The following is a 21901-nucleotide window of genomic DNA, read 5'->3' as shown; positions in this document are numbered from 1 at the left end:
ATTTATTCTGTCTTTATATACGCGCGGTACATGAGTTCAGCCCTTTCCCAGTCCTCCGGTGTATCAATATCCTGTACCAGATGGCGGGGCAGGATCACGGGAATACTGGTAGGCGCAAACATAGGCTTATCTGTCAGCCAGGCAGAAGCTTTCCCCCAATAGAACTGGCCGGCATCGTGAAAACTTTCGGTCAAATCCTGAGAACGGGTGGCCATTTTGCTGGCATCGAAAGGAAGCACGCCTTTGCCATGTAACCGGATTGCCCGTTGGATTGGGAATGGAAACGTTGTGACTGAAAAAGCAAAGTGCATGTCAGGATTGTCGTTCAACCGTGACAACCCTTCTTTCAGGTATGTGGCACTTAGAAAAGGCGCTGTGGCATAGATACAACATACGTTGTCTACCTGCCCCTTATCGTCCTGATAAGAATCAATAGCATGACATACTACCGGCGCAGTGCCGGTGAAATCATCAGCCAGCGACGCCGGGCGTTGGATAACATAACTGGCACCGTACTTTTCAGCGATAGCGGCAATTTCTTCGCTGTCGGTGGATACGACAATATCATCGAAAACAGCGGCTTTCAGCGCCGCTTCAATAGAATAAGCAATGAGCGGTTTGCCGGCAAAATTCCGGATATTTTTACCTTTTATCCGTTTGCTGCCGCCCCGTGCCGGAATAATGGCAATGTTCACAGTAATGCCTCTTTCAGACAGTCAATCACCTTTTGCTGCTCGCTCTCTGTGAGTAAAGGATATAAGGGCAACGTCAGTGCACCCCGGTAATATTGTTCACTGACAGGAAAGTCACCTTCGCCAAACCCCAAAGCCTGATAATAAGGATGAAGATGTATAGGGATGTAATGAACATTTACGCCGATACCAGCGGCTCTCAGGGTATTAAAAATGGCTGTGCGCTGCGCCGGTTCCACTTCAATCATATAAAGATGCCACGCACTGTTGTTATCAAACAACGGACGTTTTACGGGCAATGACGCCAGTGCCTCATGATATCTGGCTGCTCTGGTGCGTCTTTCTGCGACAAAACTGTCCAGTCTGCTCATTTGTGCCACACCTAAAGCCGCGTGTAAGTCACTCAGCCGGTAGTTAAAGCCTAAATGTATTTGCGCGTAGAACCAGGGTTCGTCGTCATGCCCGGCCGGTATGGTTGCCGGATCTTTAGTAATGCCGTGACTGGCATACAAACGAAGTTTATCCGCCAGTAGCTGGGAACCCGTCAACACCGCGCCGCCTTCTGCTGTGGTCACTGATTTCACCGGATGAAAACTGGTCACGACCATGTCGGAGTAAACACAGGAGCCGACACGGTTTCCCCCGTCATCTTTACCTCCCAGCGCGTGGGCAGCGTCTTCAATGATCGTAATATTCAGCGGGCGACATAAATCAGCAATCGCTTTCATGTCACAGCTACTACCCGAAAAATGCACAGCAATAAGCACGTCAGGCAAGTTACCGGCAGCAGACGCTTTTTCCAGTTTAACGGTAAGGGCATCCACACTTAAATTACGGGTGACAGGGTCAATGTCGACAAAATCCACAGCAGCCCCGCAATACAACGCCGCATTGGCAGAAGCCGCAAAGGAGTTCGGGACTGTCCATACTAAATCTCCGGCTCCCACGCCGGCGGCCAGACAAGCAATATGAAGTCCTGACGTGCCGCTGTTACAGGCGACTGCATATTTTGCCCTGGTATAGTCACACAAGGCCTGCTCAAAGGCCGGTACCTGCTTGCCCTGGGTCAGGAACTCATTTTCCAGCACCTGTACCACGGCATCCACATCTTCTTTAGCAATTGTGTGTTTACCGTAAGGGATCATGATGTGAGCTTATCCAGTTCACGAAGCTCTTTCACTGACAGAAAATGTGGATTTTTGCCGGAATGATATTCAAACTTTTCTTCTGCGGCTTTGCCACGCTCACCAGTGCGATTTTTGAAGTAATCCACATTCTTATCGAAGAAGGTAATGGCCGGCGCGATAACAAAGTGGTCATCGAACTCAATAGAATGATGTGCCATTTCTTCAGGCACCATAACCTCATGAAGCTTTTCACCAGGGCGTATACCGATGGTTTCGTATTCCCGTTTACCGCTCATGGCTTCCACCAGATCGACGATACGGATTGAGGGTATTTTAGGAACGAAGATTTCTCCTCCCTGCATGCGGGAGAAGTTTTTAATTACGAATTCCACCCCTTCATCCAGAGTGATCCAGAAACGGGTCATTTCCGGATGAGTCACCGGCAACTTGTCCCGCCCTTCACTGAGTAACTGACGATAAAAGGGAACTACCGAGCCGCGGGAGCCGACTACGTTGCCGTAACGTACTACCGAGAACCTTGCACCGTTGGCTCCGGAGATATTATTGGCTGCCACGAAGAGTTTATCCGAAGCCAGTTTCGTTGCGCCATACAGGTTAACAGGATTAGCGGCCTTATCGGTGGATAACGCAATGACCCAGGAAACCTTATTGACGATACAGGCATCGATGACATTTTGCGCACCGTTGATATTGGTCTTTATACACTCATTAGGATTGTATTCTGCCGCCGGTACCTGCTTCAGTGCTGCCGCATGGACCACGTAATCCACATCTTTCATGGCAGTGATCAGACGTTCTTTATCTCTGACATCACCAATGAAGTAACGCATGCAGCTGTCATTGAAGCGCTGCTGCATTTCAAACTGTTTCAATTCATCGCGGGAATAAATGATGATTTTTCGGGGTGAGTAATTTTTGAGTAAGTGACTGACAAACTTTTTCCCAAAAGAGCCTGTACCACCGGTAATCAAAATATTTTTATCATTGAACATATTCGTGTTCCCACAAAGCGTGAGCCCTAAGGCTGCAAGTCAAGATTCAGCGCATCATACAGCCAGACTTAACGGTATTTTTTTACCGCCTTCTGGCTTCTCAGAAATTGGCTGACATCGTCTTTAGCTGATTTTAGCAAAGTCTGCGCCATTTCTTTTAACATATTATTGACGGTAACTTCCTGTTCTGCAAAAGATCTTGCCGTTTCAGGGTCTGAATTTTTAAGGTGGGATTGAATAACCGTGTCACGCCTGGTCATCAAAGTCAGCAAAGTGCTGTAGCGGGCTTCTTCGTCATCGTCCGTCAGGCACTGCAGGATTTCAGCATTAATGTCTGCCAGCGCCTGAGGAGTAAACTCATGATTTAATTGTATATTCACACGGCCTGTCGTTTTTGACGCTGTGCTTCGTACGCTTCCTCTTTAGCGGCTTGAGGAATCTGTACCCAGGCATCACGAATGGGAGTTAACAGGCTAATCACTTCATCCAGGATCTGCAAGTCATTCCGTACGTGAGCTTCCCCGGTTCTCTCAATCATATACTCATAAAGTGAGTACATGTTTTCTGCGACTTCTCCGCCCACATCCAAATCCAGTGTGTCACGAAGATTCATCAGAATAGCCGTCACGCGGGAAAGAAACTCAGATTTAGCGGCAAATTCTTTACGCTCCATTGCGCCTTTTGCAAACGCTAACCGGTCCAGTGCGCCTTGCATCAACATAAGCGTCAACTTATGGGGATCAGCATTTGCGATATCTTGTTTCAGGTTACCCTTGCGGTATGCGTTTATGCCTGTCAGTGCCATTATAATTCCTCACTTATCACAGAGATGCCAGCAGTGCAGAGCCTGTCGAATTCAATTGCGAAACGGTCTGGTCGAGGGCCAGATATTTATCCCGCAATATTTGTTCGTAGTTTGCCATTCTTAATTCCAGACGCTCACGATCATCATAAAGCTGATCACGGTCATCCTTCGCTGCACGCTCTCTTAAACTGATTAATCCACTGTATGAAGTGTATTGATCAGTGAACTCATAGAGTTTAACGGCAATACCTTCGTTTTCATCAGTAAATAATTTGGCTATTTCGTCAAAATTATCTTCAAGTGCATCTTCAAGGCGCTCATTACCGGAACCCAGACCGAAATCTGTGTCACCGATTTCCAGCTCACCATCGGAATTAAGCTCTACACCCAACTGGAATAAACCTCCAAGCGCAGAGGATGAAACACTGCCGCCGACAATCGAACCCAGTCCGGTCATGATGCCCCGCATCAGCGAGTCGCCGGCAAGATCACCATCGTCTTCCAGTTCAGATTCACCGTAACGGGTAAGGTTCTGCAACTCTTTGATGACGCCGTTATAGGTGTCGACAAAATCACGGATCTTTTTATCCAGGCCGTCACGGTCGTAACCAATTTCTAATGTTGATGTCTGAAAGCTCAGGCCATCAGCGGACTTTGGCGACACGCGCTCCGCTTCAAAAGAAACGTTCTGGATCGTGTTTTCAAATTCGTTGGTACTGCTCTCTACCACGATACCGTCAATGGTAGCCCGTGCATTGGTCGCAGACGTAATATTAGACGTAGAGATTAAACCGGCAGAAGTTGAGCTGCTTGTTGCCACGCGGTTAAGTTCTGCCGCACCGGTGTCGTTGACAATTTCCAGATCATTACCGTCTCCGGTCACATCAGATGTGAAAACCAGCTTAGGGCCGGCCGATGTGCCCGTGTCGATAATATTAGCATTCACACCAAAGTTATCTTCACTGTTGTTAATGGCTTCCCGCAGCTGCGCCAGAGTCATACCGGCAGACACGTTGATAGTAAAGGAATCGCCGGATGCCCCTACATTAAACGTCAGGGAACCTGAACCGGAGCTCAGTACAGCATCGGAAGAAGAAGAGAAATTACCGTCATCAGTGACAATACGGCTGCCCGTTGCCAGCTGCTCTACGGCAATTTCATAGCTGCCCCGCAGGGCAGAATTTGATGCATCTGCAGAGAGGATCTCTACATCTTCTTCAGGATTGGTAATAGTAGGCTCACGACCATTGATGTCGTTATCGCTGCGCAGTTTATCGACTGCGTCCTTAAAATCGGACAACAAGGATTTAACCTGCCCGAGACCAGAAATTTCAGCTTCAATACGATCTTCACGCTCATTCAGGCGCTCTTCTTTCGGCGTCCTTTCGGCCTCAAGCAGTTGCGTGACCAGATCGTCAAGCGCAAGTCCGGAACCAACACCTAACGATTGAATAGTCATTTGCTTACCTCATTTAAACTTTGTTGTTTACCAGCACTCCTACACTGCTGCCAACATCTTCCTGCAAGGTTTTAATCCGTTCCGCGAGCTTTAACACTTCATCGGACGGGATCTGCCGGATGACATCACCAGACTCAGAATCTTTAACAGTAACCACTGAACGATTAGTATTTTCGTCAACGGAAAATGCCAGGTTTCGATTCTGAACCTGTAGGAATGCTTCTACCTCACGCGCAGCAACTTCGATGTCTTGCTGAGCCTGACCCTCTCTGCTTACTATATCGGCAGCATCGGTCACACCTTGAGCATTTCGGGAAGAATTACGCTCTTCCTGTTGCTTCTCAGTTGCTGACGCATCCTGGTTTGCAGGGGCAGGTGTTTGCACACGTTGAGACTGCACTTCTGTAAGGTTTGAAGCAGCAAAATTTTGGCCAACTTGTAAATTTGCAATTTCCACGTTTACCTCCATTCTCAAACGGCCCGGACGGGAAACAGAACTCCCTGTTTCCCCCTAGCCTTTCAAGTACGGCTCTCTACTATTATCCTAGCAGAGACAGAGCTGTTTGTGGACGCTGATTAGCCTGACTCAGCACAGAAACAGACGCCTGCTGGATGATCTGATTACGGGTCAGTTCTGCAGTTTCAGACGCAAAGTCAGTATCACGGATACGTGAACGTGCAGTTGACAGGTTTTCAGAAATACTGCTCAGGTTACGAATAGTAGACTGGAAGCGGTTTTGCAATGCACCCAGGTCTGCCCGTGCAGCACCGATAGTAGAAATGGCGTTATCAATGGCCGTTAAAGCGGATGTTGCACCGTCTACAGTAGCAATTGACAATGTACCAACGCCCAGACCGGAAGCACCGTAACCGCCACTGCGTGACAGGTTAACACTGATAGTCTGACCAGCATTTGCACCTACCAGGAACGCGGCAGAATAACCGCCTTTCAGCAGGTCAACACCACCAAACTGAGTGTCGGTAGAAATACGGGAAATTTCAGTTTGCAGTGCCGCTACTTCTTTTTGCAGCGCCGCGCGATCAGCTGAGCTGTTAATACCGTTTTGTGACTGAACAGCAAGCTGACGGATACGCTGTAAACTGGTTGTTACCTCTGCTAACGCACCTTCAGTAGTCTGCGTTAATGAGATAGCATCGTTTGCGTTACGCACGGCCTGGTTTAAGCCCTGAACCTGCGTAGTCAGACGATCTGAAATTTGCAGACCTGCTGCGTCATCAGCAGCACTGTTAATGCGGAAACCTGACGACAGTCTTTCAAAAGATGTGCTTAGCTTATTGCCTACATCGAACAACTGACGCTGTGCGTTGAGAGCAGAAGCATTTGTATTTACGTATAAAGACATTTGAATACCTCCTGGGGATCCGTTGCATACAATGCTACAATCAAATCCTTCCTGTTCAGATTCTCCGGGTCACTACTCCCATTGAATCCCCTCTTAGCGAACACATTCGGTGAATCGCATCAAAGTAATTAAATTACCCCTCAGCTATAGGTATCGGCGACTTCTTGAGGATCTTTAGCTTTTTTTCGAAAAAAATTTAAAATAACCTCAAGTCATTGATTCATATCGATTTTATATGATTAAAAACAGCTAAAAAGTAGTTTTAGAGTAGTATTGATAAAGATATTTAGTTTGCGAACGGGCGAAAATGTGCAAAATAGAAAAGTATAACTGGCACAACTTGTGTATCTGAGAAAATACATTACTGATGCGAACGCCAACAATTTGACAATTAGTTGGCACAGGAAATGCTTAGATTAGAATGAAGATTTCTGGTATGAAAATAATGCCGGAGTATTCATCATCGACGTTTGATGAAAAGTTTCGCTCTTAAACAGAGAAGCAAATTACGGTGTTCCGGTACATCATATAAAAAAGGCCGGAACAGATGTTCCGGCCAATTTGCTCACGTTAGGAGATAGAGCAAACTTTTAAAATGTTTCCAGTCGGCTGGCAGGAAAATTAGTAGAATTAACTGGCCTCTCAACCAACACTTCTACCTCTCAGTCCTGTTAGCCGGCGTTTTCTTGCTACGGCCCCCACCCGGGGGCCGTTTTTCATGGGCTGGCCTCTCATTTCCTACCCCCCATTTTTTACCCTTTATAATTACGCAGGGTATAGCGCTCTATTTATTATTAACCTCCGAGCAGAGATAACGCTGCCTGCGGACGCTGGTTTGCCTGTGACAGTATAGTTGTACTTGCCTGTTGCAGGATCTGATTGCGGGTAAGCTCTGCCGTTTCGGTGGCAAAATCTGTATCACGTATGCGGGATCTTGCCGCTGATACGTTTTCCGAGATGTTGCTCAGGTTGCGGATAGTTGACTGAAAACGGTTCTGTATCGCACCGAGATCTGCCCGTTTAGCATCAATATTGGAGATAGCCGCATCCACCGCTGTCAAAGTCACCGAAGCGTTAGACTCAGTAAGCACGTTAAGCTGGCTATTACCATTGGTCAGTCCCGAGAAGCCATAACCACCGGCACGAGAAATATTCACACCAATTGTTTGCCCGGCGTTCGCCCCTACCAGGAAGGCTGAAGAAAAACCGCCCGTCAAAATATCCACACCGGCAAACTGGGTAGTTTGTGCGATACGGGAAATTTCAAACTTAAGCGCAGATACTTCTTTTTGCAGTGCCAGCCGGTCCGCAGAACTGTTAATACCGTTCTGGGATTGAATAGCCAGTACACGAATACGCTGTAGTGCGTTGGTAATTTCCTGCATCGCACCTTCAGCGGTTTGAGCAAGTGAAATACCGTCGTTTGCGTTACGAACTGCCTGATCAAGACCCATGATTTGTGACGTCATACGGTCAGAGATTTGCAGACCTGCAGCATCGTCGCGGGCACTGTTGATACGGAAACCGGAAGACAAGCGTTCGAACGCAGTTGTCAGTGAATTTCCAGTGTTAAACAATTGTCGTTGTGCATTCAAAGATGACACGTTGGTGTTTACATACAGACTCATGGGTCTCTCCTAACAATTTAAGTAAGTGTTGTATTTATCTTTTTTATCAACACGGTTTTTTAAAATCTGGCACAGCGTATGCTAGATAAGCTATGTCAGTGATAATTCTCTGACACTTCCGGGTCACTCCCGGGAGTTGAGCGTCACGCTCTGCTGACAGGCAGGTATGTTGTTCCAGACCTCATACCTCTCACTACCTCCTGGCTTCATTCCTGCCGGTCGGCCCCATCAACTAGTAAGCACTCACTATCACTATTAAACCAAACTTTCCCTGACCTTTATTCTTCTTATTTTTTGAGGAAAATTGTCTGGTCTGATGATAGCCGGCAATGTTCGGTTGTTTTGCCGGAGTAAGCGGGCTTGTCAAAATATTGCCGCTTACCTGTCATCTCCTAACGATTTTTGTTGCCGGATATATTGCTTTTATTCTTTCCCGGCGGTGACAAATATTGTTTTTATTCGTGTCACTTTATTGTTTTTCTGAAGGTAGCCGGATGATTATTATTTTTGTTCCGTGCCCCTTTGCTTTATGTATCGTACGGGGACGAAATTTCCTTTAGCCTTTTTTTAAAAAAAGCAGAGAAAAGAGATATGATTTTTTGAGGATGATTGATTTTTAAGGAAAAAAATGGCCGGACAAATTGTCCGGCCAACCGCTCTTCGTTAGGAGAGAATGAGCGTATTCTCACGCAAAGGGCCTTACGAGTCACTACCTCCCGGCTTCATTCCCATGCGTTTTCAGCTATACGGGTGATTAACCCAGTAACTGTAAGGCTGCCTGAGGACGCTGATTAGCCTGTGACAATACTGTAGTACTTGCCTGCTGGATAATCTGGTTACGGGTCAGGTCAGCGGTTTCTGAAGCGAAGTCAGTATCACGGATGCGTGAACGTGCTGCCGATACGTTTTCTGAAATGCTGCTCAGGTTACGGATAGTAGACTGGAAACGGTTTTGCAACGCACCTAAGTCGGCACGTACACCACCAATCGCAGAGATTGCGCTGTCTACGGCGTCCAGCACGCTTGATGCGCCGGCAACTGTAGCAACTGTAGCATCGCTCATGCCCAGGCCACCGGCACTGAAGCCGTCAATACCCGCCAGATTGGCAGCAGAAAGGTTTACAGAGATAGTCTGACCGGCATTTGCACCAACCAGGAACTGCGCTGAGAAACCACCGGTTAAGATATCAACACCGTTGAACTGAGAGTCCGTAGAAATACGGGTGATCTCTGTTTTCAGTGCAGACACTTCTTTTTGCAGCGCCAGACGGTCAGCAGAACTGTTGATACCGTTCTGAGACTGAACCGCAAGCTGGCGGATACGCTGAAGCGCAGTTGTAGTCTCATCTAACGCACCTTCTGCTGTCTGTGACAGAGAAATCGCGTCATTGGCATTACGGACGGCCTGGTTCAGGCCCTGAATTTGGGTAGTCATACGGTCTGTGATTTGCAGACCAGCGGCATCGTCTTTTGCACTGTTAATCCGGAAACCAGATGACAGACGCTCAAAAGAGGTGCTCAGGGAATTACCAACATCAAATAATTGACGCTGTGCGTTTAATGCAGACGCATTTGTATTAACGTACAAAGACATAAGTCTCTCCTACACTCTCAGTCCAGCAGGGCTGGCTGCCGGAACAACCGGCGATTACAAATTAGTAGTCACCAAAACCTGAGGGGTAATTGATGAACTGGCTCTCTCAGTAGTGTTATCGACATGGGGGGATTTCCCTTTAATAAAAAAATACAAAAATTGCCGTAGAGCGGCAGACATTTGCCGCCTATACTCAGTTAACACTTTGGTTTTATAACTATTTTCTATGCCCGAAAAAATTTTAAAAATTGATCGTCTTTGCCGCATATCCAGCCCGTATGCCCATTCCGCCTTTACCGGGCTGATAGCAAATGGTGAAACATTTCTTTGCTGTTACCGCCAGGCACTGACCCATGTCAGTGACGATGGCAGGATTGAAGTGACGTCGGTGACCGGTGACGGACAGGTGACAAACAGGCAGAGATTGTCATTACCGGGTTACGATTTGCGGGATCCTAAACTTTCCCGCGATGATAACGGGCGATTATGGTTAATTGCATTTGCCCGTCCGGTGACTCAGGCGACACGGGGAAACCGTTTTCAGATGGTGAGCTGGTTTTCCGGCTCCGGAAAAAGCTGGTCCTCTCCCCGTTTCTTTGGTGAACAACACTGGTGGTTATGGCGGATTACATGGCAAAACAACAAAGCGCTGGGTCTTGCTTACCATGGCGGCCCTCAGCAACTGACGTTATTTACCGGTCATCCCGGCAAAAATATGCAGCGTCATCCGATCCCGGCGATGTCTCTGGCAAGAGATAAGTTGGGCTACCCTAATGAAAGTGACATGCACATAAGCAGTGACGGTGTGATTACCGCACTGGTCAGACGCGATGCAGACAGTTTTACCGCGCAGTTAGGCACAAGCAAACCACCGTATAACCGCTGGTACTGGCGGGATTTAAAAACCTATATTGGCGGACCTGCCATGGTAATGTTGACGGAGGGATATGCACTGGTAGCCGGAAGACAGTGGACGGGCAAAGAACTGGTCACACAAATCTGGTTGCTGGATTTGGCGAAGGCTTCACTGGTGCCCTGCCTCACTTTACCGTCCGGTGGAGATAACAGCTATCCCGGCCTTGTGATTCAGGATGACACACTGTTTGTCAGCTATTACTCAGGCCATACCGACGATGAAACCCGCGTGTATTTCGCACGGGTTTCAGGCGTGAATAAGTTAAGAGATATAATTAAACAGGGAAAGGTTTGAAACTTTCGGGAATGTTGCCAGGGCTGCGCTCAGCGCAGCTTCCTGTTTAGCAAACTCAGCTGACGCTTCTGCATAATCAGTTTCTTCAATCTGTGCACGGGCATCTTTTGCGGTGATTTCCAAATCCAGATTAGTTTCATATATTGATTCCGCCACGTTCATCCGGCCTCCCAGCGAAGAACGCTCGAGATTAATACGTTCCATGCCGTTGTCCAGACCCACCAGCGCGTCGCCAAGGGCATCAGTTAACGCATCGCCGCTTAACGAATCATTAATCAGCTGATTGGCGATATCATTCAGCGTTTCCGCAACGTTTTTTTTCACCGGCGTATCCAGAGAGAAATTCACCGTGTCTCCGGTCGTTCCGTCAAGGGTAAATGCCATCCCTTTAATGGTAAACGGCTCTCCGGACGTGAAATCTACTGTACCTTCCACGGCACCGGTACCGGTATTCGTCAATTGCACCTGTCCGGTACCCAGTACTGTCAGTTGGTAATTATTATTTGCCGCTGTCACCGGGTCATAATTTTTTTCGTAAAACTGATCAAACGTGCCCTGCTCTCCCACCTTCGCCGTTTGCACGGTGGCGCCGGAAGAACCGGTTACGGTGAAATCAAAACGACTGAGCACATTTTCAAACACTTCCTGTCCGGACGTACTGCGCTGCACCGTGACACTGTCTGAAAGCTTCACTGATGTCGCGCCCGAATCGCCGGTATAGAAAATAGCATTACCGGTGGCAGCGGGATTGAAGGTAAAAGCCTGCTGCTGCGACTGATAGCCGGCGAAAATATAATTGCCGGCAGCATCCTGCGTGTTCATCAAATCGAACACCTCATTACGGATTTGTTCCAGTTCCACGCCGATTGCCCGTTTATCTTCGTCGGTCATGATACCGGAGCCCGCCTGCACGACAAGAGTCCGGGCACGGTTCAGCGAATCATTAATATTGGTCAGTACTGCTTCCTGTTGTTCCAGGGCATTGGTCAGCAAGTCGTTATTACGCTGATACTGGGTAAGCTTATCCAGTTGTTCGGTGATACGGATAACCTTTGCAGCTCCCACAGGATCGTCACTGGGACGATTCAGTTTTTTCCCCGTCGCCAGCGCTTCCTGAGTATCTGCCAGGCCTTTCTGGTTATCCATGATGGCGCGGATATTTTGATCGTAAATCTGATTAGTTGAAATACGCATAAGCTACATTACCTCGCTGCCGATAAAATCGTATCGAACAACTCCTGAGCCGTGGTGAGAATGCGGGCTGCCGCAGCGTAGGATTGCTGATAGCGAACCAGATTTGCCGCTTCTTCGTCGAGACTCACGCCGGATGTGGAATCAAACCAGTTTTCCGACTGCACTTTCATCGCCTCAGCGGCATCCAGAGAAATTTGTGCCGTAGCAGATTTCTCACCAACCCGTCCAACCAGCGACGAATAAGCATCATGAAAAGTACGCTGTTTATTCGAACTGTCACTGCTTAATTGTACCAGGCTTTCACGCTGTAACGCCGCCATTTCTTCGGCGTTAGTATTGTCAGCAATCCCGTCAGTATTATAGGTCAGATTAAAAGAATCTCCCGCAACAGGAATGCCGCTCAGGCTGACATCGTAACCGGGATAATCATCCAGCGCACTGAACGCGGCCGGCCATGCCGGCCCTGAGCCATTCGCTTCCGCCTGTGCCAGCAAATTGTCGAAACTGGTCACACCGGATACATTGGTTATGACGTTACCTGCATCGTCCAGCACCTGAAAATCACTGGCAGAGGTAAATACGATTTGCGCCGGTGCACCGACAGTACCACCCGGTGCGGCTGCCGCACTGTGTATACCGCCGGCGCCGTCAAAGGCTGACGCCTCAGCACCTAAAGCAGCATCAACTGTAGTATTACTTATGGACACTTTACTGACCGTGGCATCACCAAGGTTAGATAAGCTGGCTTCTGCCCGCAGTGGAGCTGCAAAGGCGAGATCTTCCGGCCGGTCCGTTGCCAGCGTGAGATCGGATGCCGCATATTTTGATGGCTGGATCAAAAATTCATTATCAACGCTGTAGCCCGCAGCAGCCTGAAACTCGACCTCAATGCCACCCGGCAATTCGTTGAAACCGGTTCCGACTGAGATCCCGGCAAATACCACATCAGCGCCGGAAGCGTCTTTCTTCGGCGTACCGTCACCATTTAACAGCTCAACCGTCACTGAAGTGGGCAAACCCGCGCCGTTTACCGCATCAACGGTAATTTTATAATCTGCGTCGGTAAGCTGATTACCCTGCCCTGCCGTTACCTGTGCCCGTACTGGTAAGTTATCCGGTGTTCCGCTGAACGGTAAACCGGTAAACTCCGGCATGGAAAAAATATCACCGCCAAGCTGCAAGTCTAAATCCATACCAAGACGGTTTTGCTGGTTCACTGCATCAGCCATCGCCAGCGCCATCTGACCAATATCCCGTTGTGCCGGTCCGAGAATTTCATCGCGAAAACGGAATAAGCCACCCAGCGAACCGCCAAGATCTTTTTCATTCACGTTGATAGCAGTATTCTGCTTATTAGCGAAATTGGTAGTGAGTTGCAGCTCTTTGAAAGTCAGATCAGCATCATTGCCCAGCTCGAACAGATTAAAACTGCCATCTTCCAGTACCAGCGACTCTCCGGATGATAAATTCACCACCACTGAGCCATACTGGTTTTCACGCACTTCCACTGACATCAGTTCAGCCAGTTCGTTGATCGCCTTGTCACGTTCGTTGAGCAATGCTCCGGGTTCTTCACCACTGCCACCTCTGGCTGTCAGAACGGCGGTATTTAATTCACCGATACTGGCAATCAAACTGTTCGCCCGTTCAATCTGGCTGGTGAATTCCAGGTTCAGCTCTTCTTCTTTCGCTTCCATGAAGTCAGATAACGTGCTCATGCGGGACAACAATCCGGAAGCCTTACCCAGCACCGCTTCCCGTGAAGCAAGGTTAGTCGGATCATCAGACGCTGTTTGTATGGCAGCAAAAAACTGACTCAGACCGTCAGCAATGGAGTTGGCTTCACTGGCCAGCAGGTTATCCAGCGAGTTAGTTTTCTCCACGAAAGTTTCCAGCTCACCGACAGAGGTAATATCACGGCGTAACTGGTTTTGCGCAAAAATGCTGATAACCCGTTCCGTTGTGCCTTTACCCACACCACCTAAAATTGTACTTTCAAATACCGTGCGCTCGCGGACGTAGCCTTCCGTGTTTACGTTAGCTATGTTATTCGACGTTGTATTCAGCAATTGAGTGCTGGCACTTACCCCGCTGTTGGCGATATTAAAAAGGTCGGTGCGGATCATGATGTGACACTCCGTAACAGAACATCATAAGGTTGAGCAGGTCCGGTATTCATGGCTGATATCCCTGTACTGCATCACTGCGGTAAACAGCCATCACTTTACTGGCGTATTGCGGATCGGTGGCGTAACCGGCCTGTTGTAATTCATTAAAGTATTGCGATGCATCTGCACCGTTTGCCACAGCCTGCTGATAACGGGGTTGAGTACGGATAAAATCAACGTAATCGGCCAGTCCGGATTCCAGAGAATCATACTGACGAAAGGCTGCTTTGCGCCGTTCGGGTACACCATTACTGAATTCCAGGGTATCAACTACAGCCTGCTCACCCTGCCACTGGTTGTTGGCTTTGATACCAAACAAATTGTGCGTGCTGTTGCCGTGCTTATCGTGAATAACATACTGGCCCCAGCCGGTCTCAACGGCAGCCTGGGCGATAATGGCTCTGGCATCCGTACCCAGTGCTTCTGCGGCTTTTTCTGCGTACGGATAGAGGGTTTCTACAAAGTCCTGCTGGTCACTGAACATTGCGGCCTTGTAGGCGGATTGTGAACCGGCAGACGCGGAGTTCAGCATGGTTGCCTGAGCACGGCTTACTGCCTCTGCCCTTTCACGATTGATTGACGACAGGTTGCCGTCGGAGCGCAGGGTACTTGCCGGACGGTAGTCAGGGTCCTGCTGACCAAGTTGCTTCACAATTAAATCAGCCAGGCCGAGCCCGCCATTACTGGATAAGTCCACGGCCAGTTGTTGATCGTGCATATCACGGTAGAACTTAACCTGTTCAGAGTTAAACGGGCTGTCCTCATCAGCAAGGGCATCCTGGGCCTTGCGCATCGACTTCAGCATCATTTGCACAAAAATCGCTTCAAACTGCTGTGCCGCTTCCTGCAACACTTCACCGTTACCACTTGCCATGGCTTCACGCAGGTTATTAAGCCCGCTGATATCACTGGCATTACGGGCCATTTCTAACTGGCTTTGGGAAGTGTTCTGCAGATTCATCAGATAATCACCAGTTCACCACGAAGCGCACCGGCCTGACGCAGGGCTTCAAGGATTGCCATCAAATCGCCCGGGGCGGCACCCACTTCGTTCACGGCACGTACGAGCTGGTCAAGTGTTACGCCGGGCTCAAACTTGAACATACGGCTGTCTGCCAGATCCACATCCACAATAGACTGGGTCGTCACTACGGTGTTACCGTCTGCAAGGGCATTCGGCTGAGACACCTGTTGGTTCTCGGCAATCGTCACCGTTAATCCGCCGTGGGTGATAGCTGCAGGCAGCAGTACTACATCCTGGCCGATAACAATGGTGCCGGTACGGCTGTTAATAACCACCCGCGCCGGAGCGTCAGCAGGTTCGAAATCAAAATTCTCCACCGTCGCCAGAAAACCTACCCGCTGACCCACATCACGGGGGGCGGTAACACGGACAGATGCAGCATCAATAGGTGTGGCAATGGTATAGCCCTGATCCGGTTGCGCACCAAGACGTTCATTAATGGTATCGGCAAGCCGCTTTGCAGTAGAAAAATCCGGATAGTGCAGATTCAGTGTTAAGGTGTCGCCGTTGGCAAAACCGGAAGGAACAGTCTGCTCAACAAACGCACCGTTCGGGATGCGGCCAACAGTAGGTGTATTCACCACTATGCGTGATCCGTCTCCGCCCTGGGCACCGAAACCACTTACTACCAGGCTGCCCTGAGCAACGGCGTACACTTTTCCGTCAACCCCTTTTAAGAAGGTTTGCAACAATGTGCCGCCTTGCAGGCTGCTTGCTTCGCCAACAGACGACACAGTCACATCGATAGACTGACCGGGCTTGATGAACGGCGGCAGTTCAGCATGTACGGCAACTGCTGCCACGTTCTTAATTTTTGGCTTGGTATTCGGGTCCAGACTGATACCGAAGTTGCTGAGCATGGTGCGGAAGCTCTGTTCAGTAAACGGACTTTGTTCACCGGTCCCAGGCAAACCCACAACCAGTCCGTAACCCACCAGCTGGTTGCTTCGCACACCCTGAATACTGGCCACGTCTTTAATACGTTGTGCATCAGCAAGAGGCGCTGTAAATATCACAGCAGTTACAAGGAGAAATCTTAAAATTGTCATAAGTTGCTCCTAGAAAGGCCACACGTCGGAAGAGAAAAAGCGGGTAAGCCAGCCCTTTTCCTGTGCCCGTGCAAAGCTGCCTGTACCACTGTACTGAATGCGGGCATTGGCAATCTTTGTCGACACAATTTCGTTCTCAGGACTGATGTCCGCAGGACGGATAATGCCGGTCAGACGGATATATTCATCCCCCTGATTCAGCGTCAGCCATTTTTCTCCCCGGATCACCAGATTCTGGTTTGGCATCACATCAACCACGGTAACCGAGATAGCACCTGACAGGCTGTTGCTCTGGTTCGCCTGAGCATTACCGGTAAAATCATTCGACGAATTCAGTCCGAACTGAATGGACTGGCTTCCAAGATTAATGGTATCGCCACCCAGGCCGGTTATTGGTTGCACATCCACGCCGGTGCTTTTCGCTGTTGTGGTATCAGCCGTTTTGGACGCCGCGGTATTTTCACTCAGCGTAACGGTAATGATGTCGCCCACCCGGCGTGCGGTCACATCAGAATACAAACTGTTTGCCATGTACGGGCGGAACAGCGCCCCGTCCTCAGTGATCTGTTCCCGGGGAATATCGGGGATCACCGGAGCAAACGCAGGATCATTCGCCTGGACCGGTGGCTGCGGGGTACTGTTACATCCCGCCAGCATTACACTGATTGCGATAAAGCCAAAAATTCGCATGACATCACCTGTTAAAGCTGCTGAATCACCTGACCAAGCATCTGGTCAACAGAAGAAATTACTTTTGAGTTCATCTCATATAAACGCTGACTTTCAATCAGGTTTACCAGTTCTTCCGTGACGTTTACGTTGGAGGTTTCCAGCGTGCCCTGAGAAATCGTACCCAACCCCTGCAAACCCGGCACGCCCTGAATCGGCGCTCCACTGGATGCGGTTTCCACAAACAGGTTTTGTCCGGTAGGTTGTAAGCCGGTGGGGTTTACAAAATCAGACACGTTCAGCTGGCCCAGCACCTGAGGTTCAGCCTGACCACGTACGGAGGCAGAAATCTCACCATCCTGAGAAATAGTAATTTGCTGGGCATCTTCAGGTACTGCAATTTCCGGCTGTAACAGGAAACCGGCACCTGAGGTCACAATCTGGCCCTGATCGTTTAATGTAAACTGACCATTACGGGTATAAGCAATAGTGCCGTCAGGCTGCAGAATTTCAAAATATCCGCGGCCCTGAATAGACATATCCAGTGCATTTTCGGTAGTCAGCATATTGCCCTGAGTATGAGCTTTTTGCGTAGCGACCACTTTTGAACCGGAGCCCAGCATCAGGCCTGAAGGCAACTCAGTATCGGCCGACGAACGTCCGCCCGGCTGGTTGATATTCTGATACAGCAGATCTTCAAAGATCGCGCGATCTTTCTTGAAGCCTACGGTTGAGGCGTTTGCCAGGTTATTGGATACCACGGCAACGTCGGTTTGTGCGGCGTCTAGCCCAGTTTTACTAATCCATAACGCAGGATGCATATCGACCTCCTGACCACCGGCAACAGCATGTGGTCGTTAGTTAAAAATTAAATTATGCGAAGCAATTGATTACCACGTGTAGATAGCTCGTCAGCCTGTTTCATCAGCTTGACCTGCATCTCATAATGGCGCTGCAGGCTGATCATATTGACCATCTCATCAACCGCATTCACATTGGAACTTTCCAGCATGCCTGTTCTGACCATGACATTTGCGTCGGCATCGACTGCCGCGCCGTCTTTGGTTCTGAACAGACCGTCATACCCTTTTTCAAGGTTATTCAAATCAGGGTTAACCAACTTTAACCGGCCCACCTCTTCCGACACATTTTCCGGTGCGCCAACAGGACGGGTGGAAATGGTGCCGTCCATTGCAATATTCAGATTATCCAGAGGCACAGGCAGATAGATTGGCCCGTTGTCACCCATCACAATGTTGCCATGCATGTCTGTGAGCATACCGTCAGCACCAAGCTGAAAGCTGCCGTCACGGCTGTAAGCTTCCTGTCCGTCGGCGCCCTGAACGGAAAACCAGCCGTCTCCCTGAATAGCAACATCCAGGTCGCGGTTGGTCTGCACCATTGCACCGGACTCATAGTTATTAGACGGGCTTTCAGTCATGGAAAATACGCGGGTCGGCAACCCTTCGCCGTATGCCGGCATAGCTCTGGCCTGTTCAAGCTGTGCACGGAAACCTGTGGTTTGCGCATTAGCCAGATTATTGGCGCGCACTCCGGTAGCCAGCAGGTCTTGCTTGGCACCGCTTGCAGCAATATAGAGTAATTTATCCATGACTGACTTTTGACGTTTTAATGAACCTTACAGTGACAACTGCAATTCAAATGCCAAAAGTAAATTGACGTAAAGATGGGAAAGTTTGACGGTCTGCTGACAAAGTTTCCTGGCCTGACAACACGGGCGGAGGGTAAATTTCAGCGTGCAGAATGTGAGTGAACGCCCCGCTGCGGAAATAAAACAGGCCGGAAAACCGGCCTGCCTGAATGTCATACCACTGACGTATTAACGGATATTCAGAATTGTCTGGTTCAGCTGGTTATTGACCTCCAGCGCCCGTGAGTTTGCCTGGAAATTACGCTGAGCGATAATCAGGTCAATCAGTTCGGTAGTCAGATTAACGTTCGCCTGCTCCAGAGCTGATGAGTTAATTTCACCGTAGGTACCGGTTGTGGCTTCACCTGCCAGTGCCTCACCGGAAGCGATTGATTCTTTCCACTGGGTGCTGCTTTGCTGGGTCAGGCCCTGCTCATTTGAAAAGCGCACCAGCGCAACCCTTACAATAGGCTCAGAAGTACCGTTCGAAAAGGTTGCCCGAACCAGACCGTCGGCACCAATATCAATACCCGTTAAACGGCCAACCGGTAAACCATCCTGTTCCAGTGAAGTAACCTCAAACGCTGACGCAAACTGCGTCGGTTCGTTGGTGGTTGCTCCCGTCGGATCAAGGTTAAAGTCTATTGCAATTTGTTGTGACGGATCAGAACCGTTTGACAAAATAGTTCCACCTAAGGCTTCTGTTTGAATCTTCAGGTTAGTCTGAGCCACACCATCCGGCGATTCAATGCCCACAAAATCACCGCCCTGACTGAAAGACATTTTCGCCACGGTGACTGCTGAACCACTTGCAGTACCCACCACGTTAGTCGCCGTTGCCGGGTCTGAGTTAGTCCCGTCAGAGTTCACCAGATCGACGAGATTGTCATCAATGGCAGTAGCAACATACCAGTCATTAGTGGTTGTAGCCGCCGGGTCTTTGATGAAATAGTAAGTCATTACATGGCTGTCACCCAGTGAATCGTAAACGGTGACTGATGTGGCCGCGTTATAAGTCAGCGGATCGTCCGGATTAAATAATGTAGGGTCTAGTGCCTGATCCCCTGCCGGCAGGTTCATCCGGATATCCACTTCGCTTGTTTGTTGCGGCGAACCGGATGAGTCAGGAATGCGTACGGGGATAGTAGTACTTAATGCTACAGATGAACTTGTGCCATCTGTATTTACGGGAAACCCTAATAAGTTGTCACCGTTACTGTTAACCACGAAGTTATCTTCATCCAGCTTGAACTGTCCGGCACGGGTAAATGAGAAGTCCCGTGATGTGATTTCAGGCACCGTGGCAAAGAAGCCGTTACCTGTGATCGCAAGATCCAGAGAAGTATTAGTAAACTGTAAACTACCCTGAGAAAACTGCTGTGCCACATCTTGTGTCAAAACACCGTCACCGACTTTTGTTTTACCGCCTGCCAGCAATGACGATGCATAGACATCACCAAATTCTGCGCGGGACTCTTTAAAGCCCACCGTGTTGACGTTCGCGATGTTATTGGCGGTTACGTCGAGATCTTTCTGCGCGGCTGCAACGCCACTAAGTGCAATATTAAAAGACATAACTCTTTCTCCTGTTAACTGCCTATCTGGATGACGTCGCTGAGATTGATACTCACATCACCCGCCAAATTCAAAATAATGCCCTGACTGCTGCCAGTCATGCTGACACTGCCTACCTGCCGGTTAATAGCAGTAGGAACAGATGTTCCTTCATTGTCGACGGTGCCGTTAGCATTAACCACATATTCTCCGGCCGGCATAGGATTGCCGTTTGTGTCTGTTCCGTCCCAGTTAAACTGGATATTTCCTGCCGCCTGCGTTCCCGCATCAATGGTCTTAACAATTTCACCATATTGATTCTCGATGGTGATCTTCAGATCCTGAACGGTCTGTTCGTTAACCAGTACGCCACTGAAGCCGGCACCTTCTTCTGCCATATAGCCTACATTACCTTCTACCAGCACCTGCTGACCAATCAGACTGGAAGCCTGCAATGCCTGGTTGGAGGTCATAGACGCGGCAAAGGATTCGAACTTTTCATTCAACTGGGAGATCCCGTCTGCCATCGTAAAAGATGTCATCTGGGCAACCATCTGATCGTTATCCACCGGTTTGGTTGGATCCTGATTCGCCAGCTGCTCGGTAAGCAGTGAGAAGAAGTCTTCCTGGGTCAGGCGCTGTTCGCTGCCATCGGCAACAGCTACACCTTCTTCCTGCCAGTAGAGCTCTGAATTTAAGCCGGTCGTATTTGAAATAGTACTCACGAAAATACCCTCTGCTCAGCGCTATTACTGACCGCGACCAAGCTGCAGTACCTGACGGAAAATACGTTTGGTTGTGTCAGCAACCTGAACGTTTGTTTCATAGCCTTTCGAAGCAGACATCATATTTGCCATTTCTTCGACAATGTTGACGTTGGGCTTGTAGATATAACCGTTTTCATCAGCCATGGGGTTATTCGGTGCATACTCAATTTGCAGAGGTGCATCGCTTTCCACTATACCTTTAACCTCAACACCCACGCCTTTGCTCTGTTCATCAGATGCTCTGGCAAGTTCTGCGGCAAAAACCGGGTAGCGTGCCTTGTAGGTTTCTTCGTAACTGCTGCTGACACTGTTAGCATTAGCAATGTTACTGGCGGTGGTGTTCAGACGAACACTTTCTGCTTCCATACCGGTACCGGAAATGGACATGACATTAAACAGGCTCATTAACTTTGCCCTCCACTTAAGGCCTTCTTCATACCTTTCAGTTTTCCTTCGAGAAATTGCAGGGTTGCCTGGTATCTCATTCCGTTATCCAGAAAGGCATTTCTTTCAGCCTGCACTTCAACGGTGTTGCCGTCCCCGGTGTCGGGCTGATTTGGGATTCGATAATCGATGTCGAAGCTGTTGATATTGAGACCGCCACCAATATGATTTTCATGAGTGCGTTGCAAAGAACCCTGGCGCTGTTCACTGCGGGCGCTTTCCATGGCTTGCTTAAAGTCTATATCGCGGGCTTTGTAGCCGGGGGTGTTTGCGTTTGCCAGATTACCGGCAATCACTTCCATCTTCTGCTCTCTGATATCCAGCGCTTTTTTATGGAAACCGGTCAGATTGTCTAGGTTGATGGCCATGTAAAACACTCCACAGGCAAAGATTTCAACAACATCGAATTAAAAAGAGACTCAGAGTATGAATCGTCGTTTTCTTATTGTTGAAAACTTTGCAAATGAAGTGCCAAGTATTTTTTGACGC

Annotated in this window: 22 protein-coding genes; 1 reads left to right on the top strand and 21 read right to left on the bottom strand. The window is 49.0% G+C overall.

All coding sequences use genetic code 11. The features are described 5' to 3' along the window. Window positions 1-2: 2 nt before the first annotated feature. From pseF to ACXAGR_RS13720, 10 genes are all read right to left on the bottom strand, one after another. Window positions 3-695 (bottom strand): pseudaminic acid cytidylyltransferase, encoded by a 693-nt coding sequence (pseF, locus tag ACXAGR_RS13765; RefSeq protein WP_474851021.1) that lies wholly within the window; start codon window positions 693-695, stop codon window positions 3-5. Next, window positions 692-1837, bottom strand: a complete 1146-nt coding sequence (gene pseC / locus ACXAGR_RS13760) for a UDP-4-amino-4,6-dideoxy-N-acetyl-beta-L-altrosamine transaminase (RefSeq protein WP_474851020.1) — start codon at window positions 1835-1837, stop codon at window positions 692-694. Before pseC ends, pseF begins: the two co-directional genes overlap by 4 nt. Beyond that, window positions 1834-2832, bottom strand: coding sequence for a UDP-N-acetylglucosamine 4,6-dehydratase (inverting) (gene pseB / locus ACXAGR_RS13755; protein ID WP_474851019.1), 999 nt, complete (start codon window positions 2830-2832; stop codon window positions 1834-1836). Before pseB ends, pseC begins: the two co-directional genes overlap by 4 nt. Before the next feature lie 68 nt (window positions 2833-2900). Next, window positions 2901-3212 carry a hypothetical protein gene (locus ACXAGR_RS13750; RefSeq protein ID WP_474851018.1) on the bottom strand — a complete coding sequence of 104 codons (312 nt, stop codon included), beginning with the start codon at window positions 3210-3212 and terminating at the stop codon, window positions 2901-2903. Continuing rightward, window positions 3209-3637 carry a flagellar export chaperone FliS gene (fliS, locus tag ACXAGR_RS13745; protein ID WP_119500530.1) on the bottom strand — a complete coding sequence of 143 codons (429 nt, stop codon included), beginning with the start codon at window positions 3635-3637 and terminating at the stop codon, window positions 3209-3211. Before fliS ends, ACXAGR_RS13750 begins: the two co-directional genes overlap by 4 nt. 16 nt (window positions 3638-3653) lie before the next feature. After that, the gene (fliD, locus tag ACXAGR_RS13740; RefSeq protein ID WP_474851017.1) at window positions 3654-5096 is read right to left on the bottom strand and encodes a flagellar filament capping protein FliD; all 1443 of its coding nucleotides are present in this window, start codon (window positions 5094-5096) and stop codon (window positions 3654-3656) included. Between the two features lie 13 nt (window positions 5097-5109). After that, the gene (locus tag ACXAGR_RS13735; RefSeq protein WP_474844633.1) at window positions 5110-5553 is read right to left on the bottom strand and encodes a flagellar protein FlaG; all 444 of its coding nucleotides are present in this window, start codon (window positions 5551-5553) and stop codon (window positions 5110-5112) included. An 82-nt stretch (window positions 5554-5635) separates the two neighbouring features. Next, window positions 5636-6460: a flagellin N-terminal helical domain-containing protein gene (locus ACXAGR_RS13730; protein WP_474851016.1), complete on the bottom strand. Its 825-nt coding sequence runs from the start codon at window positions 6458-6460 to the stop codon at window positions 5636-5638. Between the two features lie 794 nt (window positions 6461-7254). Next, complete coding sequence (locus ACXAGR_RS13725) at window positions 7255-8088, bottom strand: flagellin N-terminal helical domain-containing protein (RefSeq protein ID WP_474844632.1); 834 nt, start codon at window positions 8086-8088, stop codon at window positions 7255-7257. A gap of 754 nt (window positions 8089-8842) precedes the next feature. Continuing rightward, on the bottom strand, window positions 8843-9682 hold the full coding sequence (locus ACXAGR_RS13720; protein ID WP_474844631.1) for a flagellin N-terminal helical domain-containing protein: 840 nt from the start codon (window positions 9680-9682) through the stop codon (window positions 8843-8845). A 226-nt stretch (window positions 9683-9908) separates the two neighbouring features. On the opposite strand from ACXAGR_RS13720, the gene ACXAGR_RS13715 reads away from it, so the two are divergent. Then, window positions 9909-10892: a hypothetical protein gene (locus ACXAGR_RS13715; protein ID WP_474851015.1), complete on the top strand. Its 984-nt coding sequence runs from the start codon at window positions 9909-9911 to the stop codon at window positions 10890-10892. Here the strand turns inward: ACXAGR_RS13715 and flgL are convergent. The 11 genes from flgL to flgB form a co-directional block, all read right to left on the bottom strand. Continuing rightward, on the bottom strand, window positions 10860-12086 hold the full coding sequence (flgL, locus tag ACXAGR_RS13710; RefSeq protein ID WP_474851014.1) for a flagellar hook-associated protein FlgL: 1227 nt from the start codon (window positions 12084-12086) through the stop codon (window positions 10860-10862). The genes ACXAGR_RS13715 and flgL overlap by 33 nt on opposite strands. 8 nt (window positions 12087-12094) lie before the next feature. Beyond that, window positions 12095-14212 carry a flagellar hook-associated protein FlgK gene (gene flgK / locus ACXAGR_RS13705; protein WP_474851013.1) on the bottom strand — a complete coding sequence of 706 codons (2118 nt, stop codon included), beginning with the start codon at window positions 14210-14212 and terminating at the stop codon, window positions 12095-12097. 49 nt (window positions 14213-14261) lie between these two features. Beyond that, window positions 14262-15215, bottom strand: coding sequence for a flagellar assembly peptidoglycan hydrolase FlgJ (gene flgJ, locus ACXAGR_RS13700; RefSeq protein WP_474851011.1), 954 nt, complete (start codon window positions 15213-15215; stop codon window positions 14262-14264). Then, window positions 15215-16327 carry a flagellar basal body P-ring protein FlgI gene (locus ACXAGR_RS13695; protein ID WP_474844626.1) on the bottom strand — a complete coding sequence of 371 codons (1113 nt, stop codon included), beginning with the start codon at window positions 16325-16327 and terminating at the stop codon, window positions 15215-15217. Before ACXAGR_RS13695 ends, flgJ begins: the two co-directional genes overlap by 1 nt. 9 nt (window positions 16328-16336) lie before the next feature. Then, window positions 16337-17017: a flagellar basal body L-ring protein FlgH gene (gene flgH, locus ACXAGR_RS13690; protein ID WP_474844625.1), complete on the bottom strand. Its 681-nt coding sequence runs from the start codon at window positions 17015-17017 to the stop codon at window positions 16337-16339. 11 nt (window positions 17018-17028) lie between these two features. Next, window positions 17029-17817, bottom strand: coding sequence for a flagellar basal-body rod protein FlgG (gene flgG, locus ACXAGR_RS13685; RefSeq protein ID WP_119500519.1), 789 nt, complete (start codon window positions 17815-17817; stop codon window positions 17029-17031). Window positions 17818-17864: 47 nt separating this feature from the next. Then, a complete protein-coding gene (flgF, locus tag ACXAGR_RS13680) occupies window positions 17865-18608 on the bottom strand; it encodes a flagellar basal-body rod protein FlgF (protein WP_474844624.1) in 744 nt (247 codons plus the stop codon). A gap of 228 nt (window positions 18609-18836) precedes the next feature. After that, window positions 18837-20222 (bottom strand): flagellar hook protein FlgE, encoded by a 1386-nt coding sequence (gene flgE / locus ACXAGR_RS13675; RefSeq protein WP_474844623.1) that lies wholly within the window; start codon window positions 20220-20222, stop codon window positions 18837-18839. A 14-nt stretch (window positions 20223-20236) separates the two neighbouring features. After that, window positions 20237-20926, bottom strand: coding sequence for a flagellar hook assembly protein FlgD (locus ACXAGR_RS13670; RefSeq protein WP_474851009.1), 690 nt, complete (start codon window positions 20924-20926; stop codon window positions 20237-20239). Between the two features lie 24 nt (window positions 20927-20950). Then, a complete protein-coding gene (flgC, locus tag ACXAGR_RS13665; protein WP_474851008.1) occupies window positions 20951-21373 on the bottom strand; it encodes a flagellar basal body rod protein FlgC in 423 nt (140 codons plus the stop codon). Beyond that, the gene (gene flgB, locus ACXAGR_RS13660) at window positions 21373-21780 is read right to left on the bottom strand and encodes a flagellar basal body rod protein FlgB (RefSeq protein WP_119500514.1); all 408 of its coding nucleotides are present in this window, start codon (window positions 21778-21780) and stop codon (window positions 21373-21375) included. Before flgB ends, flgC begins: the two co-directional genes overlap by 1 nt. Window positions 21781-21901 lie beyond the last annotated feature (121 nt).

This window comes from Alteromonas sp. ABH4_457 (assembly GCF_056160625.1).
This window is presented reverse-complemented; position numbering and strand designations above follow the sequence as displayed.